Source organism: Roseibium denhamense (genome assembly GCF_009711415.1).
Taxonomy (GTDB): domain Bacteria; phylum Pseudomonadota; class Alphaproteobacteria; order Rhizobiales; family Stappiaceae; genus Roseibium; species Roseibium denhamense.
The window spans coordinates 68,813-86,676 of sequence record NZ_SMLZ01000111.1; the positions used below are offsets into that span (position 1 = coordinate 68,813).

Consider the following 17,864-nt stretch of genomic DNA (forward strand, 5'->3'; position numbering starts at 1 on the left):
TTAAGATACGCTGAAGCGCTTGGAGACTTTTATTCGGCTAGTTTACGCTGATGGGATTGCTGTAATTTTTACTAAGTCTTCTTCTTTATCTATCGTTAAACTCATGTTGCATTCACGAGCGAGCAGCAGTGTATAAATCGGCTGAACCGAATGCGCATCGACACGCTCAGGCTCTTCTCCCGACAGTGTTTCCTTCATTCCCAGGGGGATACGCGGATTAAGCCCGCTGGCTGCCAATGTAAACGAAGGGGATTGGGGATCGCCCTCCATTTCAACGCGGATTTCGCCGCCGCGTGGCACGCATTGATTGGCGATCAGAATGAGATTGAGCAACATCTTCACGTAGTTTTTCGGCATCAGATGCCGAGTTAGTTGCCAGTTTAGATCGGATTTTTCGTTTTCCATAAACCCGGTCGCAACGGTCTGGGCGTCCCCCAGATCAATTTCCGCACCGGCCGAGCCAGCGGCGCCGAAGGCAAGGCGGGCAAACTGCAGTTTCGCAGAAGCTTGACGCGCACTTTTGCGGATCAGGTCCATCGCAAATTCGCGCATGTCCTCCGACCCTTCTTCGTCGAGGACTTCAAGGCCGTTGGTGATTGCGCCCACCGGGCTGATGATATCGTGGCAAACGCGGCTGGCGACGAGCGCAGCAAGATCCAAGGATGACAGCTCTTTGAGTGCGGACATAGCCAATGCTCTTTGTCAGTTGGGCGGAAACCCGCCGATTCGAAACTTGGTTAAGAAGACTTACACACCGCAAAAGCCAATGCCAAGGCAGCCATGATGCGCATTTTGCCGTCATCCAAGTGAATTTGGTCCTCAGCAGTGCGCAACCGTCGAAGCACTCGGTCGATTACATGTCGGGGCCGCATCCGACCTTATCGGCATGCGCTTCTGCTTCAAGCAGCAGAACAGTGGCATTGGACAGAAACAAAAACCGGTTGACCACCGTGTGGAAGAAAACAAGGCGGCCGTCGACAACGGCGTAGATAAAAGGGCTGCCAGCCGATGCAAATCCATCCGTCAGCGCATATCCGCCGCACCCACCATAGCGGGGCGCGTAGGCTTCCGGGTCCCGGGCAAAGGCAGCCATGTTTCCTTCGTTCACGAAAATCCACTCTGCACCGCCCCATGTGAATTCAAATTCACGGCTGCCTTTGCGTGGAAACCCGTCAACAAAATAGCTCACCGGATCATGGCCGCCAATTGCATACCCAGTGATGGCGTCAGGCAAAAAAACCTGCGGCCGGGAGCTGGCGTCCCTCATCAGTCCACAGGAGAAACCGGCGAATACAAGCAGAAGACATAACCATGTCCATTTTTGGAGCCAGCGTTTCATCGATTCGGCTTAACTTGGGGCAACGATTACAGCGAATCACGTAAGTGACACCACAGTTTAACACTGCAGCCCGGTTGACGGTTGAAAATGCGGCCAGCATGCCGCGGGGAGTTTTGGGAAATGACGTTGCGCATAGAAAGAACACTGCTCTTGTTTATGTGGTTCATCGCCTGCCTATGCATCGTTGCCGTGCACCAACCGGCTGCAGCGCAATCCTCGGCGCCGACAACGGCCACACAACCGGACACATTCGGCGAAGACGAAATACTTCGGACCGGCCATCAGTTTTTCGGCTCTGTTTCTGGCGGTCTTGCATCGGTTCTTGAAAGAGCATTTTCGCGGTATGGCGAGCCAAACGGTTACATTCTTGGCGAGGAAGGGTCGGGTGCATTTGTCGCCGGAGCCCGCTATGGAGAAGGCCACCTCTATACGCGGAACGCCGGAAATCATAAGGTTTTCTGGCAAGGCCCTTCAGTCGGCTGGGATTTTGGCGCTGACGGCGCAAGGGTCATGACCCTTGTCTACAATCTCCCAAGCATTGACAGTATCTATGACCGTTTCGGCGGCGTGAACGGCTCAGCTTATCTGGTCGGCGGTGTTGGCATGACGGTTCTCATTAAAAACGAAGTCGTGCTTGTTCCGATCCGCGCTGGTGTTGGAGCTCGTCTCGGGCTGAACATGGGCTATTTGAAGTTCACACCGCAAGCGACCTGGAATCCGTTCTGATAAGACGGCACCTATCGCGGCAAACGCGCACAAGGCCTTGCGGACCTTGGCGAAAGGCGCTGTCTCGTCTAATGATGAGGCATGACTGCCGAGCGGGATTGAGGAGTTGTCCGTGATAGAAGCAGCAATGTTTGTGGCTTTGGGGTTTTGCACGGCCGGCTTGATTTGCCTGGCCATACTCCCCGCTTTCTATCGCCGTGCAGCCAGGCTGACCGAAGAAGCCCTCAAGGCGACTACACCATCCAGCTATTCGGAAGTGCGGGCAGCTCAAGACCAGATCCGGGCCCGGCATGCCATCGAACTGCGGCGAGTTGAGCGCCTTTTGGAGAAGGAACGCGAAAAAGCTGCCCGTTTCCAAACCGATGCCACTCGTTTGCAGACCGACATGGATGCGCTCCAGAAGGAGGCAAAGCAGCAATATGCGGACTTCAAACAGCAGTTGGCAGACAAAAAAAGCGATGCAAAGGCTGTTGACCTGCTTTCGGATGAGGTCAAGACCCTCCAGCAGAAGCTGGCAGATGCCGAAAAAGCTCTCGCCGACAATTGGGCAAAATCGTCAGCCGAGGATGATCAGGGCAAGTCAGAGCAGGAAGAGATTGAGACAGCCGAGGCAGGCTGGCTGCCGGCGACAGACACCATGTCTTTGGCAACCATAACGGCACTCGAGGCCGAGGTGTCGACGCTCAAGTCAAAGCTGTCAAAATACGAACCTCTCGCAGCGGCTGAGTTTGAGAACGACCGGGACAAGCAGGCAAGAACGCAGTTGGCCGATCTTGAGGCCCAAATCGTCGACATCGAAGCCAAGTATGTCGCCGCGCAAGCGGAAGTAACCCGCTTGTCGATCATGCTGGAGGCCAGCCCGGCAAGCGATCAGGAAAACGAAACAGACCTTGCAAAGAAGGTAAAATCGCTCGCGGACCATAATGCACACTACCAAGCTGAGATAGACCGCCAGAAGCGGGAACTTACCCGCCGGATTGAACAGCAAAAACGCCTTCAAGCCGATTTGGAAAACGCTTCAGGTTTGAAAGAACTCCGTCAGGAATTTCAGGGGCTTGTGACGCTAATTCAAAGCGGATCTAAGGCTAGCACGGCCACAAAAAAGGTACCTGACACCAAAAAAGGCGCAAAAGCGCCTGCCAAGCGGCCCAGGAAAGCGGCCGTTGAGGACAATACCGATGGCGTCGTCCCTTCGGAGGAAACCGACGCACACCCCACAAAAGAGGGCCTGCCGAGCGGGAAACAGGACGCAAAACCGGCAACCGCCAAGTCGTCGGATATAGCGTCTGCTGCAGAAGCGCTTGTTAGCCGGATTGTCGCCTCAAGCCGGTCGAAGGAAGACAAATCTTCTTCCGATGACGGTGACACCGCGCAGGCCCCGAAGCGCCGCACCGGCAAATCCACACCGCGCCGCAAAACCAAGGCCTCAAGTCAGAGCAAAAAAGACGTCGCCTGATTGTCTCGAGACAGTTTAAACGCCAACGAGAAGACTGAGATCATTGTGAATGCTGATTGAACGCCATAACACCATATTGGAATTGGCCCGCCAAATGGGCCGCGTCAGCGTCGATGATCTCGCAAAACGGTTCAATGTCAGCCCCCAGACAATCCGAAAGGATCTGAACGAGCTGTGCGAGAGGCGCCTGCTCGCGCGGACCCACGGCGGGGCATTGCTGTCGTCTGGAATAGAAAATGTCGGCTACGAAGCGCGCAGAATTATATCCAGCAAGGAAAAGGCGGATATTGGCGCGAGTGCCGCGGCCCTTATTCCGGACAATGCTTCAATTTTCATAAACATCGGCACCACCACCGAGGCTGTCGCCCAAGCTCTGCTTCAGCACCGCGGCCTAATGGTCATCACGAACAATATCAACGTTGCCAGCTTGATGCGCGGCTATTCCCAGATCGAAGTCGTTATCGCGGGCGGTGTTCTCAGGCATGCCGACGGCGGAATCGTGGGCGAAGCAGCGGTCGACTTCATGCGACAGTTCAAGGTGGATTTTGCGGTTATCGGAGCATCGGCCGTTGATAGCGATGGCTCACTGCTCGATTACGACTACCGGGAGGTCAAAGTTACCCAAACCATCATGGACAATGCCCGGCACGTTGTTCTGGTTGCTGACAGCACCAAGTTCGAACGCACAGCGCCCGTTAGGGTTGGACATCTTTCGCAGATCAATACGTTTGTGACAGATCGCTGCCCCAGCCCGGCCTTCGCGAAAGTCGCCGCTGAGGCAAAAGTCAACATGATCGAGACGCTCGCACACGAGGACCAGTAGTCATCGCGCCAGCTACCTAGATGGATCAGCGGGCGTTTCTCACAAAACGCCCGGCGCTCTAGCAAACACAGTGTCATTTTCAGAGGAAAATGGCACGCCCAACGGGACTCGAACCCGTGTTTCCGCCGTGAAAGGGCGGCGTCCTAGACCGCTAGACGATGGGCGCGCGGTGCTTGAGATCGATGCCTCAAGCTGAGGTCGTTGCGTATAAGGCGGGTACGGGACAGGCGCAACCCCTTTTTCGCGTTTTTTTGGCCAAGCTGTTCATAACTATCTCAATTGGCGACAAACTCTGTGCGGCCGAGCGCCGTGCCCGTTTCGGCATCAAAGCGCAAGAGGACAGACTGCTCCCCTTCCCGCACCAAAACGAACATGATGCCGTCTGTCACGGTGACCTGCCGGACGTCGGCATTCGCGCCAACGGCTATTTCAGCTGCAAACGGGATCTCGTCCAGCGGGGCCTCATAAGTGTTGATCTTGTAGAGAATAGCTGCAAAGACAGCGATGAACCCGGCAAACATGATCAGGGACGAGCCCAGCAGCAGCCGCTTCAGTTTTGCTTGCACACGCAGGGTCGCGGGATCAAGCGGTGCGTCATCGGCGCCATTATCCTGAAAATCAGGTTGAGACATGATTGAGAATTCCCAAGAAGATCCGGTCGATCTGGACGCGGATATCATTTTTACAGTCGAGGCAGCCGACACCGGGAAACGGCTGGATGCGGTCCTGGCGGCCCATACCCAAGAGCTCAGCCGAAACAGGGTTCAAACCTTGATCAAGGCGGGAGAGGCTACCGTTGGAGGCGCGAAAGTAGTCGAGCCCAAACACCGGGTCAATGAGGGGGATATACTGACGCTGGCCCTTCCCGAAGCCGAGGACCCTGATCCCAAAGGCGAACCCATTCCGCTCGCTGTCGTTTTTGAAGACGATCATGTGATCGTCGTCGATAAACCGGCAGGACTGGTAGTTCACCCTGGAGCGGGCAATTGGACTGGAACGCTTGTCAACGCATTGATCCACCATTGCGGGGAGAGCCTGTCCGGCATAGGCGGTATAAAACGGCCCGGAATTGTCCATCGCATCGATAAGGATACCTCTGGCTTGCTGGTGGTCGCCAAGACCGACCGCGCACATCAGGGCTTGGCAGCACAGTTCGCAGACCATGGCCGCACGGGCCCGCTTGAACGTGCCTACTCTGCGCTTGTCTGGGGCGCACCATCCCATCTCAAGGGCACGGTTGATGCCAATCTTGCCCGCTCACAGGTGAACCGGCAAAAAATCGCCGTCGTGAAAACAGCAGGTCGGACGGCAATCACGCACTGGCAGGTGAAAGAGCGTTTTGGATCGGGAGACCAGCAAGCGCTGGCCTCGCTCATGGAATGCCGGCTGGAGACAGGGCGAACCCACCAGATCAGGGTTCATATGGCCCATATCGGCCATCCGCTTATCGGCGACAATGACTACGGCCCAGGCTTCAAAACAAAGGCCAACCGGCTCGAAGAGCCGCTGAAAGGTCTCGTCCAGGGGTTCAACAGGCAGGCCCTTCATGCTGGGTTATTGGCGTTCGAACACCCCGTCAGTGGTAAAACATTGCGCTTTGAGAGCACTTATCCGGAGGACTTTGAAAGGCTTTTATCTGGATTGCAAAATTTTTAGTATCTTTTTCCGTTTGGAAAGAATGCAATCTTGAGGATTGAACTTATATTAAGATCTCCAGTGTGCCGTAATGGACACAAAGAACGTGTTTGCCTAGCTCTTCGCACCGTGACCTGCGCCGTCTGCGCCTCACCGATAGAGCACCGGGAATACGTCATTGACGAAAGGGGGTGCATCTAATGGCCCAAAACATACCTGCGCTCACTGCCGGAGAAGGTGGCCTCAGCCGCTATCTCGACGAGATCCGCAAGTTTCCCATGCTTCAACCGCAAGAAGAATACATGCTTGCGAAGCGATACAAGGAGCATGAAGACCCCGCAGCTGCCGAAAGGCTCGTCAATTCCCACCTGCGCCTTGTTGCGAAGATCGCGATGGGTTACCGCGGATACGGCCTGCCGATCGGCGAAGTTGTTTCCGAGGGAAATGTTGGCCTCATGCAGGCTGTAAAACGGTTTGAGCCGGACAAGGGCTTTCGTTTGGCGACCTATGCGATGTGGTGGATCAAGGCTGCTATCCAGGAATACATTCTGCGTTCCTGGTCGCTGGTCAAAATGGGCACCACCGCGAACCAGAAGCGGCTTTTCTTCAACCTGCGACGGTTGAAGGGCAAGATCCAGGCTCTGGATGAAGGGGACCTGAAACCGGAACAGGTTTCTGAAATCGCGACACGGCTCGGTGTCTCCGAGGAAGAAGTGATTTCAATGAACCGCCGTCTTGGCGGCGATGCCAGCCTGAACGCACCCGTTCGCGCGGAAGCTGATGCCGGAGAGTGGCAGGATTGGCTGGTGGATGAGACTGACAGCCAGGAAACAATGCTGGCCAATCAGGAAGAGCTCGATATGCGGCGCAAGCTGCTGAGCGACGCCATGGAGGTCTTGAACGACCGCGAGCGCCGGATTTTCGAGGCACGTAGACTGTCGGAAGATCCGATGACGCTTGAAGATCTGTCCGGCGAGTTCGGTGTAAGCCGTGAGCGCGTCCGGCAAATCGAAGTGCGCGCTTTTGAGAAAGTGCAAAAAGCGGTTCGAAACAGTGCACGGACCACGGAACTCCCAGCTCACTGAGAAATACAGCCATTCAAACTGGTGTTTGATTGGCTGCGCTGTTTTCTGGATTTTGTAGCGGCGCCAGACATCGTGGCGCCGCCCGCATCTCAGGTTTAACGAATTTCCACCGCGTAGGTGTCTACCGGGACAACAGCGTCAATCAGACCCGCCTCTGCCATGAACTCAGCGAACCTCTGATAACGGCCCTCGTCTAGTGCAGACGGGCGCTTCGCAAATCGTGGAAGGGTATCCGTCCAAGCCCGGCGATTGAGTTCATCATTCAAATGCGGATAGGTCTCTATGAACGCATTCCACGATTCTTCAGGATGGTTGGTCAGATAGATCGTGGCGGCTTCAATTGCTGCCATGAATTTTTCAAACCGTGGATCGTCTGTCTTGTCCTTGTTGACCACATAAATCAGCTCATCAAAGACAGGAACGCCGTTTTCTTCCGGAAAGAACGCCTTACCCGGCTTCCCTTCGATTTCCAACTGGGTCAGTCCGAAGTTCCGGTAGGCCCCGATGACCGCATCCACTTGGCCGGACAACAATGCGGGAGACAGCGAAAAGTTCACATTGATCAGCTCGACATCATCGATGGTCAGGTCAACCGAGCGAAGCATCTGTCCCAGCATCGCATCTTCAAATCCGGACACAGAGAACCCGATTGTCTTCCCTTTCAGATCGCTCAGTTCCTGTATTGGCCCATCTTTCAAAACGATCAAGGAATTCAGTGGGGTTTCCACCAAGGTGCCGATGCGCTTCAGCGGAAGCCCCTCGTTGATCTGCGCATGCAGAGTGGGCTGGTAGGAAATCGCAATATCACCTTGACCAGCAGCAACCAGCTTCGGAGGCATTGACGGGTCCGCGGGCTCTATAATCTCAACCTCAAGGCCTTCTGCTGCAAAGAACCCCTTGGCCTGAGCCGTAGTGAGCGGGGCGTGATCCGGATTAATGAACCAATCCAAAAGCACCGTGAGTTTTTCAGCTGCTTGTGCCGGTGCAGACAAAACGCTGAGGGCCAATACAGCCGAGATCAGTGTCTTTTTCATACTTCCTCCAAAGTTCGGCAGATCAGTCTTCCGTCTGCCAGGGGGCCAGGAAACGGGTGGCGTAATCGGCGACGTATCTGAGGACCAGAACCATCGTCGCAAGCAGGATAAGCGCTGCAAAAACCACATCGGTCTGCGCGCGGGCATTGAATTGCAAGAGAATGAAGGCAAGGCCACCCTTTGCCCCGACCCACTCGCCGACAATCGCTCCAATCGGGGCGAACGCAGCTGCGATCCGGATTCCGGACGCAAATGCAGGCATCGCAGACGGTAGACGGAGCAGGCGGAATTCCTGAAACCGCGACAGCCGGTAGAGCCTGGAAAGTTCTGACAAGCCGGGATCGAGGCGCCGGAGCCCATCGTAAAATGTCGACGTTATTGCGAAGAAAATGACCAAGGTCGCCATGATGATCTTGGATGCAAGGCCAAAGCCGAACCAGAGAACCAGTACAGGCGCGATCGCAAACACAGGAAGCGACTGGGTAACGAGAAGAACCGGCAGTGTAACCTTGCGCGCCATTGGGAACAGCCAAAGCGAAACGGCAAGAATGGCACCGAAAGTTACCCCAAAGAAAAGCCCGAGCAGTGTTTCATATGCGGTGATGCTTGCGTGATAGAGAAGAAAACCGGCCCGTCCCCAGAGCGTTTCTCCAACCGCAATCGGACCGGGCACCATATAGGGCTCCACCCCAGACACCTTCACCAAGACGTGCCACACGAAGACGAGGCCAATAATAATGGCGCAAGTCTCAAAGACTGATCGGAGAAAGCCGGTCATGTCGCGCAGATCCCTGCATGGAAAAAATGCACGTAATCGGCATTGCACAATGGCCGGTATGAACGCGCGGTGGCGCGCGGATATTTTCTTTTCAAAACAGGGATCTCCCGTGATCGGTCAGACCGAACAAGACACTGGAGATCCGGGAGTGGCTAAAGGTTTCCGTCCCTTCGCCGGCATGACCCGGATCAGGTTCTAAGGGTTCGGCTTGCCGCCATCTCAGTTCCGGAATTCCGGAACACCCCTCGGACCGGGTCGGACATTGCACCGGCTAATTTTAAAAGGCAAGTCCGCACTCACACAAATGCGCGCGCGTTACACTGGCTGCAAAGACGGGCTGGTGTGATGCAACTGAAACTCGTCTAGCTTTTCCGGCAACTTCGGGAACGAATTTCAATGCCGGAAACCACACTAGCCTGCATTCCACGCCGTGATTGCTCGTTCGACAGCATCTGCACCGATACTGCCTTTCTCCAGGGTGAGGATGCCGCGTTTGCCGTTCTCATAAAGCATCGGAATATCGATCCACCCGCGCTCCCGAAGCAAGGCAAGATTGCGTTCCTGCTCATTCGGCAAGCTGGAGAGCGCAATCCAGAAATATCCGGGCGATACCTTTACAGAAGCACCGATCAGAGCGTCCCCGCGGGCCTCCTCAGTGGGCTTCATCACCAGACCGGGCACGTTGACGATATCGCCGGCAGCAAAACTGTCGGGCAATTCGTATTTAATTTCAACCAGATGACTTGCCGGCAAAGATGTATCGTCATTCGGCTTGATCCGGATATCGACTTTGACGTCGCGTTCCGGGATCTCAACCGACGCATTCAGAACGGCTTGAGACTGACCATTGAGACCGGTTTCCTCGTCAAGGTTCCAGACCACCGCTCCTTGTGCAGCCGTTCCAGCACCGCCGGAGTCTTCCCCTTCTTCATAAAGGATCGACCTTTGGGCGCCGCCATTACTTTCAGGTTCCGCAGGCACTGCATCCGGCGCGACCGCCGCCAAAGGCGTTTCTTCCGGCGCAGACGCTCCAGGATCATCAACGCCGGGAACCGGCTCTGGAGTTACCGGCGCAGGCGTGCTTTCAACATTGGTCACGATGGACGGTTGCGCGGGCTGTGCGTCTTCACTCGGCGGTGTAATCAAAGTCGTGGTCACACTGCGTGCATCTGGCGCAACAACCCCATCCTCTGAATCGTTCAAAAGGCGGTCCGTGTTTTTGGACGGATCTGATGCGTCATCGGCGGGGTCGGTATCCGGTTCGGCAGCCTGAGGCTCCGCGGCAGCAACGGGCTGCGTATCTTCTTCCACTGGAGACGGCTCAACACCGACCGCGCTCACGGCAGGATCAGACGGTTCTGCAGAAAGGAAAAAGTAGGCACCAGCCCCAACCAGCAGCAAGAGAACAGCCGCGGCAACACCAACCAGAACTGTGTTGCCGGAAAGACCTTTCGGCTTCAGTGCCTCTGATGCACTCTTTCGATCACGTTTGTCGCGCGCACCCGGCGCTGCAACGTCACTGTCCGGATTCTGCTCGAAATGCGATGCACTTGGGCCCGCAGCATCCTCGGGTCCGCGATCTTCGAAAATCGATTGATCGTCCGCCTGGGCCGGATTGAACACCGGTTCCTGCCGCTGCGCATAGTCTTGCTGGTCCGCTTGAGGCTGGCCTGGGGTTTCGACGGCCTCACGGGTCTGCTGAACAGCTTCTGAGGCTGCGCCGCCGAGCGTTTCTGCCTCAGCGAGCTCCTCTTTGAGCGGTGCATGACCCGGCTGACTTGCACCAGCGGCATCTGAACCCGGTTTAGCTACCGTAGTATCCACGGGCTGGCTGTAGGAGGGGCTCGGTGGTTCGACGGGTTGGGAAGAAACGGCGGGTTGAGGCGCTGGCGCAGGCGGCTCGACAGTTGGCGCAACTGCCCCCGGTTTGCTGGCAGAGGGAGCCGGGCCAAGACCAAGACTTTCCCGCGCAGCTTCCGCTTCAACTTTCCGGATTGCTTCTTCGAGCCGCAATTGTTCTGCGGTAATCTCGGACGGTGAAAGAGGCGGCTCATAGGCTTTGAGCTGATTTACAATGGCATTGCGCGCACGGCTGTACACGCTGCGCCGGGCTGCCCCATTGCTTTCAGGCAAAGACGCAATCGTTTTCTTTAGAATCGAATAGTAATCAGCCATCTTCCCGCCTACCGGCCCACATCTGTATTTTGCTGCAATGCCTGAATAGGAAATCCACGTCAGGCTTATAGCAAGTTTTCAGAGAACGGTACTCGTTTCTTGAAAAACTGCCGATTGCAAGACCAGCCAAGAGTAATTTTGGTGTGACTGGTTGTGTATGCCAAGCCCTCTTCAAATCAAAAACGACAATGGGAGCGCGGACTGATTCGGTCCGCGCCCAACTCCCTTTGATAATGGGCTGTTTCCTGCGGCGATCTCAATCTTGGAAGGGATTCTGCACAAGAATTGTGTCATCACGTTCAGGGCTGGTCGACAAAATCGCAACCGGAGCGCCAATCAGCTCCTCAATATGCCGGACGTATTTGATCGCCTGAGCGGGCAGATCGGCCCACGTGCGCGCGCCTTCAGTGGATTCTTTCCAGCCTTCCATCGTCTCATAGATCGGCTTTACCCGTTCCTGTGCCCCCTGTGAGGCCGGAAGGTAATCAATCGTCTCACCATCGAGCTCATAGCCAACGCAGATCTTGATTTCATCAAGACCGTCGAGCACATCCAGTTTTGTCAATGCAATCCCGTTGATACCGGATGTACACACGGTTTGCCGGACAAGGACGGCATCGAACCAGCCGCAACGGCGGCGGCGCCCGGTTACAGTGCCGAATTCATGACCGCGCGTTCCAAGGAACTCGCCCACTTCGTTCTCTTGTTCAGTCGGGAAAGGACCCTCACCCACGCGTGTCGTATAGGCTTTCGTGATCCCGAGAACGTAATCGATCGACCCTGGCCCGAGGCCGCAGCCAGTGGCCGCTTGTCCAGCGACCGTATTCGAGGACGTAACGAACGGATAGGTCCCATGGTCGATGTCGAGAAGCGCCCCTTGCGCACCTTCAAACAGGATGCGTTTGCCCTCACGGCGCATGGAATCAAGCAGGTACCAGACCTTGTCCATGTAAGGCAGTACTTTATCGGCGATGCTGGACAGCTCGTCATAGATCGCTTGAGCCGAAATCTCATCCTGGCCAAGGCCACGGCGAAGCGCGTTGTGATGGGTCAGCAGACGGTCGAATTTTTGCCGGAAGCGTGGTCAGGTTTTTCAGATCCATCAGCCGGATTGCCCGGCGCCCCACCTTGTCTTCATAGGCCGGTCCAATGCCCCGCTTCGTGGTCCCGATCCGTGTTCCGGTATTGGAGTTTTCACGAAGCGCATCCAGCTCGCGGTGAAGCGAAAGGATCAACGTGGCATTTTCTGCAACACGTAGATTTTCCGGCGTTACAACAACGCCTTGGCCTGAGAGCCGTTCAACTTCGTCCGCAAGGGCATGGGGATCCAGCACAACCCCGTTGCCAATGATGGAAAGCTTGCCTTGGCGCGCGACACCGGACGGCAGCAACGATAGTTTGTAGCTGACCCCGTCGATCACCAGCGTGTGGCCTGCGTTGTGCCCACCTTGGAACCTTACGATGACATCGGCCTGTTCCGACAACCAGTCGACAATTTTGCCTTTGCCTTCGTCACCCCATTGCGAACCGACAACAACCACATTCGCCATTTAAAACTCGCTCTCCTGGAAGCAGCTTCCGCACCAGATTGGTGCAAACACAACAAGCCCCGGACACCAGCCGGGGCAAACGGCGCGGACTATAGCCATGAATAGTGTGTCTTGCGAGTCCGGGGCGGCAAATTAATGAAGCCAGCCGGACATTTTCACTGTGTACTGCCCAAGTTCATGGATGCGCGGCTTAGGGATCCCATAACTCGCTCGCAAATCGGGTAGCCCCCTAAAAACCTCCATGCTAGAGCAGCTCCCGGTCAGATTGAATCGCCGAGCGATCAATCAGTTCGGAAAAAGATGCTCTAACACACTCAAAAGACGAGCATTTTTCCCATTCCGGTAGAACCGGCGCGGTTCTACCGGAATGGGCATTGCTCTAGTGCCGGGCAAGCGAAGTTCATTTTTAAGGGCCCTGATCATGTCGCTGCGAAATTGGTTTCTTCTTGTTGTCCTCGGTGCGATTTGGGGCGGCTCCTTTCTGTTTGCAAAGATAGCAGTCGCGGAAATTCCCCCATTCATTCTGGTGTTCTTCAGGGTTTCGATCGCTTGCACCGCCTTGTGGTGTGTCGTCTGGTGGCGGGGGCTTTCCAAGCATTTCACACCGAAACTACTGCCCGCATTTTTCATGATGGGTTTAATGAACAATGCGATCCCCTTCTCTCTTCTCTTTCTGGGCCAGACGGGAATTGGAGCGGGACTTGCATCAATCCTGAATGCCACGACGCCGATTTTCACGGTTATTGTGGCGAGTTTCCTGACAAACCAGGAACAGCCTCAGCTTAACAAGATAATTGGTGTCGTATTAGGCATCGCGAGTGTCGGTATGATGCTCTCCGGTAGCTTGACCGGACTGGCCAACGATCCGGTCTGGGCACAGCTTTGCTGTGTAGGTGCCGCCATTTCCTATGCCTGCGGTGCAACCTTTGCCAAACGGTTCAGCCATCTGCCGCCGACAGTCTCTGCGACCGGTCAGCTGACCGGCTCAACCTTGATCATGTTGCCTGTTGCAGTGTTTGCAGGCAGCGGGTGGTCAATCAGCGAGCCCAGCGCTCTGACCTGGCTGAATGTATTGGCGCTTGGACTTCTCGCAACGGCAATCGCTTACCTGATCTATTTTCGCTTGCTTGCAGAAGCTGGGGCCACGAATGCGTCGCTCGTGACCTTATTGGTCCCGGCAAGCGCACTTTTTCTGGGCTGGATGTTGCTCGGCGAGCAGCTAAGCACGGTGCAGATTGCTGGATTTGCAGTGCTTCTGGTTGGGTTGGCTGTGCTGGATGGCAGAATTTTTCCAAAAAGATCCGCGGAACCGCAACGATAGTGGCAGCGCCTGACCGGCGCTGCCGAACGCTCAAAACCTGAGCGACTTCACTTGTTTGACATGTGACACGGATTCAAGGCGTGCCAACACGTCTTTCGGGACGGCCCCGTCAACTTCAACCAGGCAAATCGCATCTTCGCCCGGTCCTGTGCGACCGAGGTTAAAGGTCGCGATATTGACGCTATTCGTACCCAACTCTGTCCCGAGATGGCCTATGAAGCCTGGTTTGTCTTCATTCGTGATGTAAAGCATATGAGCGCCCAACTCGGCTTCCATGTTTATGCCTTTCACCTGGATGATCCGCGGCTTGCCATCTGCGAAAACGGTTCCGGCCACGGATCTTTCCTGGCGCTCCGTTAGCACGGTAAGCCTGATATAGGTCTCATAAGCGCCTTGTTTTTCCCGGCGGATTTCCTCCACCTTGATCCCCCGCTCCTTGGCGAGAATCGGCGCCGATACCATGTTTACAGTTTGAAGCAGCGGAGTGAGCAATCCCGTAAGCGCTGCCGAGGTCAGTGCCTGTGTGTTCATTTCAGACACAGCACCTGCGTACTCGACGCGGATACCCTCAATACCGGTTTCGGTTAACTGGCCTGCAAATGACCCTAATTGCTCCGCAAGGCGGACAAAAGGCGCAAGTTTCGGGGCTTCTTCCGCCGAAATTGAAGGCATGTTCAGGGCGTTTCGCACAGCACCGTCAAGCAAGTAGTCGCACATCTGCTCAGCGACCTGCAGCGCCACATTCTCCTGCGCCTCAGATGTCGAGGCGCCAAGATGCGGGGTTGAGACAAAATTCGGAGCGCCAAACAGAACATTTTCGGTTGCTGGTTCGGAAACGAAAACATCGAAAGCAGCCCCCGCCAGTTTGCCGCTGTCAAGCGCTGTCCGAACTGCTCCTTCATCTGCCAGCCCACCGCGGGCACAATTGATCAGAAACGCGCCGTCGCGCATTTTTGCAATCGCATCCGCATCGATGATGTTTCGGGTTTTCTCGGTCAAAGGCGTGTGAAGCGTCACGAAGTCGGACCGGTTGAGTAGACCGTCAAGCTCAACCTTCTCGACCCCAAGCGCAATGGCACGCTCCGGCGTCAGAAAGGGATCGTAGGCAAGCACCTTCATCTTTAGCCCGATCGCTCGGGCCGCCACGATGGAGCCGATGTTTCCACATCCAACCAAGCCGAGGGTTTTGCCGGTGATTTCGCGGCCCATGAAGCGGGCCTTTTCCCACTTGCCAGCTTGTGTCGACGCATCAGCCGCCGGGATCTGCCGTGCAACAGCCATGAGCATGGAAATTGCGTGTTCTGCCGTCGTAATTGCGTTTCCAAACGGGGTATTCATCACAATGATGCCCCGGGCGGTCGCTTTGGTGATATCGACATTGTCCACGCCGATACCGGCACGGCCGATTACCTTGAGCCGGTCGGCAGCTGTAATGATCTTCTCTGTCACCTTTGTGGCTGACCGGATGGCCAAACCATCATAGCCGCCAATGATCTCGAGAAGTTTCTGCTTGTCCTTGCCCACCTCGGGCAGGAAATCCACGTCCACGCCCCGGTCTTTAAAAATCTGAACGGCAGCAGGCGACAACTTGTCTGAAATAAGTACTTTAGGAGCCATTTTCTTTCTCCTTCGAAGCGATAAGGGATCGGGCGTCGAACCGCCCGATAAAGAATCGTGTTCGGAGAACAGGCTTAGGCAGCCTCAAGCAGCCGGGCTTTTTCCGTCTGGAAGGCCCAATCCAGCCAAGCCGTTAGGGCCTTGACGTCCGAGCTTTCGATCGTTGCTCCTGTCCAGACCCGCAGCCCCGAAGGAGCATCCCGGTAGGCACCGATGTCATAGGCTATGCCTTCCGCATCCAATGCGGCGACAAGGGCTTTGGAAAGCGCTGCTTGCTGGTCGTCCGGCAGTTTGACGATCTCTGGATCGACGACCTTCAAACAAACAGACGTGTTGGAGCGCGTGGCTGGATCTTGAGCCAAAAAATCGACCCAGCTGGAGGCATCTACCCAATCGCCCAGCACCTGCAGATTCTTATCCGCACGGCCCGTCAAGGCATTGAGACCACCCAAACTGTCAGCCCACTTCACAGCGTCCAGATAGTCTTCGACACACAGCATAGACGGTGTGTTGATTGTCTCTCCGCGGAAGATTCCCTCAATGAGTTTTCCGCCCTTCGTGAGCCGGAAAATCTTGGGAAGCGGCCAGGCTGGGACGTAGGACTCCAGCCGTTCAACAGCGCGCGGGCTTAAGATCAGGACACCGTGCGCGCCTTCCCCGCCCAAGACCTTCTGCCACGAGAAGGTAACAACATCGAGTTTTGCAAAGTCGAGATGTTGCGCGAAAGCAGCCGATGTGGCGTCGCATATGGTCAGCCCGCCTCTGTCAGACGGTATCCAATCCGCATTCGGCACCCGCACTCCGGATGTCGTGCCGTTCCATGTAAAGACCACATCATTGTCGAAGTTAACGGATGTTAGATCCGGCAACGCGCCATAGGGCGCTTCCAGAACTCTGGCATTTTCCAGCTTCAACTGCTTGACAACGTCAGTCACCCAGCCGGAGCCAAAGCTCTCCCAGGCGAGCATATCGACACCGCGGGCGCCAAGTAGCGACCACATCGCCATCTCGACCGCGCCGGTATCGGATGCCGGCACAATGCCGATACGGTAGTCGCCCGGAACCTGAAGAACCTTGCGCGTAAGTTCAATCGCTTCAGCAAGCTTCGCCTTACCGGGTTTGGCGCGGTGGGATCGGCCAAGAGGCGCATCCGAAAGACCTGCCAAAGACCAGCCAGGGCGTTTTGAACAAGGTCCGGACGAAAAATTGGGGTTTGCCGGACGAACGTCCGGTCTTGCAATCGGTGTGCTCATTTTGAGTCTACCCTCACAGATAGTTGCCCCTCGTTGGGGAGGGGTGGCCCACCTATTGAGTTACGTTGAAACTGACCAAAGGGCAAATCAAATCGGCACAAAAAAAGGCCGGTCCAAAGACCGGCCTTTTCAAGAGGAGCGCGGTGATCAGAAGTTGCTGCTGATCGGCGTCTGCGGATTGTAGTAAACGGGGCCGGCCGACGGAGCCGTGTCAAACGTGTATCGCGCACCAAGGCGGAACTCGTGAGCCGTGAGGTCTTCCCACTTAATCCGTGATCCTCCGGTGCCCACATCGTTCAAAACAACTGTTTTGGCTTCACCCAGATCCTTGTAACGGTATCCAGCGTCAATTGCCCAGTTGTCTGTAACGGCATAAGACGCACCGGCCATCAGAGCCCAGGCGAAGTTCCATTCGCTGTTCTCACCGTCGTATTCGGAGCGGCCCGTGGACCCTGGATTAATGGAATAGGTGTTGTCTGTGCGCACATAGGCTGCACCGATACCAGCACCCACATAAGGCGTGATCCGGTGCCAGGTCCCGATGTCAATGTAGCCGTTCAACATAACGGTCCAGACGTCGATATCCGTTCCCTCTTCCGAGAAGCCGCCGGTACATGCGCCACAGACCGCGTAACCTTTCACCGCCGCCGGCGTTTCATAGTCAAGAGTAACATCAGTCCGCAGATAGTCCGTGAACTTGTAGCCAACACCAACGCCAATCATCCAGGCATTGTCGATCGATTCGCGCTCAAACCGCAGATCACCGATCAGGCCGTCGTTGAAGCTGCCACTTGGGTCACCGTAGACTTTATAGGCGATATCCCCCCGCAAATACCAACCACCCGCAGCCGCCGGCACTTCCGGAATGTGTTCTATAACCGGGGTCGGCAAATCGGCAGCATAACCCGCGGTGGACACTGCTATTGCAAATCCGGTCAAAGACAGTCGCTTCAGAAACTTGTCCATGTCCTTATCCTCTTCCGATCAGCGTCCGTGTTTCTAATCAACGGACACGTCAAACTCGGATGAATACTGACCGGAATAGATTAAGGGTGACTTAACTCTGTTCTTT

15 protein-coding genes, 1 tRNA gene, 1 pseudogene and 1 riboswitch are annotated in these 17,864 nt (G+C 55.6%); of the genes and pseudogenes, 6 read left to right on the forward strand and 11 right to left on the reverse strand.

The annotated features are described in order from the left end of the window. Nucleotides 1-42 precede the first annotated feature (42 nt). Nucleotides 43-687 carry a histidine phosphotransferase ChpT gene (chpT, locus tag E1180_RS14625; protein WP_155191963.1) on the reverse strand — a complete coding sequence of 215 codons (645 nt, stop codon included), beginning with the start codon at nt 685-687 and terminating at the stop codon, nt 43-45. Between the two features lie 166 nt (nt 688-853). Beyond that, complete coding sequence (locus tag E1180_RS14630) at nt 854-1,234, reverse strand: YHS domain-containing (seleno)protein (protein WP_208997156.1); 381 nt, start codon at nt 1,232-1,234, stop codon at nt 854-856. 261 nt (nt 1,235-1,495) lie between these two features. On the opposite strand from E1180_RS14630, the gene E1180_RS14635 reads away from it, so the two are divergent. The 3 genes from E1180_RS14635 (at nt 1,496) to E1180_RS14645 (ending at nt 4,344) form a co-directional block, all read left to right on the forward strand. Beyond that, entirely contained in the window at nt 1,496-2,065 is a 570-nt protein-coding gene (locus tag E1180_RS14635; protein WP_155192146.1) for a DUF1134 domain-containing protein, read from the forward strand. 112 nt (nt 2,066-2,177) lie between these two features. Further along, nucleotides 2,178-3,521 (forward strand): coiled-coil domain-containing protein, encoded by a 1,344-nt coding sequence (locus E1180_RS14640; RefSeq protein ID WP_208997157.1) that lies wholly within the window; start codon nt 2,178-2,180, stop codon nt 3,519-3,521. A 49-nt stretch (nt 3,522-3,570) separates the two neighbouring features. After that, the gene (locus E1180_RS14645) at nt 3,571-4,344 is read left to right on the forward strand and encodes a DeoR/GlpR family DNA-binding transcription regulator (protein WP_155191965.1); all 774 of its coding nucleotides are present in this window, start codon (nt 3,571-3,573) and stop codon (nt 4,342-4,344) included. Between the two features lie 90 nt (nt 4,345-4,434). On the opposite strand, the gene E1180_RS14650 is transcribed toward E1180_RS14645, so the two are convergent. Both E1180_RS14650 and E1180_RS14655 read right to left on the reverse strand, forming a co-directional pair. Beyond that, nucleotides 4,435-4,510: transfer RNA gene (locus tag E1180_RS14650), tRNA-Glu, on the reverse strand. A gap of 109 nt (nt 4,511-4,619) precedes the next feature. After that, nucleotides 4,620-4,976 (reverse strand): hypothetical protein, encoded by a 357-nt coding sequence (locus E1180_RS14655; RefSeq protein WP_155191966.1) that lies wholly within the window; start codon nt 4,974-4,976, stop codon nt 4,620-4,622. Between E1180_RS14655 and E1180_RS14660 the strand changes: the two genes are divergently transcribed. Beyond that, a complete protein-coding gene (locus E1180_RS14660; protein WP_155191967.1) occupies nt 4,975-6,000 on the forward strand; it encodes an RluA family pseudouridine synthase in 1,026 nt (341 codons plus the stop codon). The two genes, E1180_RS14655 and E1180_RS14660, sit on opposite strands and share 2 nt — an antisense overlap. A 179-nt stretch (nt 6,001-6,179) precedes the next feature. Next, the gene (gene rpoH, locus E1180_RS14665) at nt 6,180-7,064 is read left to right on the forward strand and encodes an RNA polymerase sigma factor RpoH (RefSeq protein WP_155191968.1); all 885 of its coding nucleotides are present in this window, start codon (nt 6,180-6,182) and stop codon (nt 7,062-7,064) included. A 95-nt stretch (nt 7,065-7,159) separates the two neighbouring features. Here rpoH and E1180_RS14670 read toward each other — a convergent pair whose 3' ends face one another. The 4 genes and pseudogenes from E1180_RS14670 to E1180_RS14685 form a co-directional block, all read right to left on the reverse strand. Then, nucleotides 7,160-8,098 (reverse strand): ABC transporter substrate-binding protein, encoded by a 939-nt coding sequence (locus tag E1180_RS14670; RefSeq protein ID WP_155191969.1) that lies wholly within the window; start codon nt 8,096-8,098, stop codon nt 7,160-7,162. A gap of 22 nt (nt 8,099-8,120) precedes the next feature. Continuing rightward, nucleotides 8,121-8,876: an ABC transporter permease gene (locus E1180_RS14675; RefSeq protein ID WP_155191970.1), complete on the reverse strand. Its 756-nt coding sequence runs from the start codon at nt 8,874-8,876 to the stop codon at nt 8,121-8,123. 148 nt (nt 8,877-9,024) lie between these two features. Beyond that, nucleotides 9,025-9,132, reverse strand: a riboswitch (TPP riboswitch). Between the two features lie 155 nt (nt 9,133-9,287). Beyond that, nucleotides 9,288-11,051 (reverse strand): hypothetical protein, encoded by a 1,764-nt coding sequence (locus E1180_RS14680; RefSeq protein WP_155191971.1) that lies wholly within the window; start codon nt 11,049-11,051, stop codon nt 9,288-9,290. 256 nt (nt 11,052-11,307) lie between these two features. Further along, a pseudogene (locus E1180_RS14685) lies at nt 11,308-12,601 on the reverse strand (adenylosuccinate synthase). Between the two features lie 421 nt (nt 12,602-13,022). Between E1180_RS14685 and E1180_RS14690 the strand changes: the two are divergent. After that, the gene (locus E1180_RS14690) at nt 13,023-13,922 is read left to right on the forward strand and encodes a DMT family transporter (RefSeq protein WP_155191972.1); all 900 of its coding nucleotides are present in this window, start codon (nt 13,023-13,025) and stop codon (nt 13,920-13,922) included. 30 nt (nt 13,923-13,952) lie between these two features. On the opposite strand, the gene serA is transcribed toward E1180_RS14690, so the two are convergent. The 3 genes from serA to E1180_RS14705 form a co-directional block, all read right to left on the reverse strand. Beyond that, nucleotides 13,953-15,539, reverse strand: a complete 1,587-nt coding sequence (serA, locus tag E1180_RS14695; RefSeq protein WP_155191973.1) for a phosphoglycerate dehydrogenase — start codon at nt 15,537-15,539, stop codon at nt 13,953-13,955. A gap of 74 nt (nt 15,540-15,613) precedes the next feature. Next, on the reverse strand, nt 15,614-16,792 hold the full coding sequence (locus E1180_RS14700) for a phosphoserine transaminase (protein WP_155191974.1): 1,179 nt from the start codon (nt 16,790-16,792) through the stop codon (nt 15,614-15,616). A 147-nt stretch (nt 16,793-16,939) separates the two neighbouring features. Continuing rightward, nucleotides 16,940-17,758 (reverse strand): outer membrane protein, encoded by an 819-nt coding sequence (locus tag E1180_RS14705; protein WP_155191975.1) that lies wholly within the window; start codon nt 17,756-17,758, stop codon nt 16,940-16,942. Between the last annotated feature and the right edge of the window lie 106 nt (nt 17,759-17,864).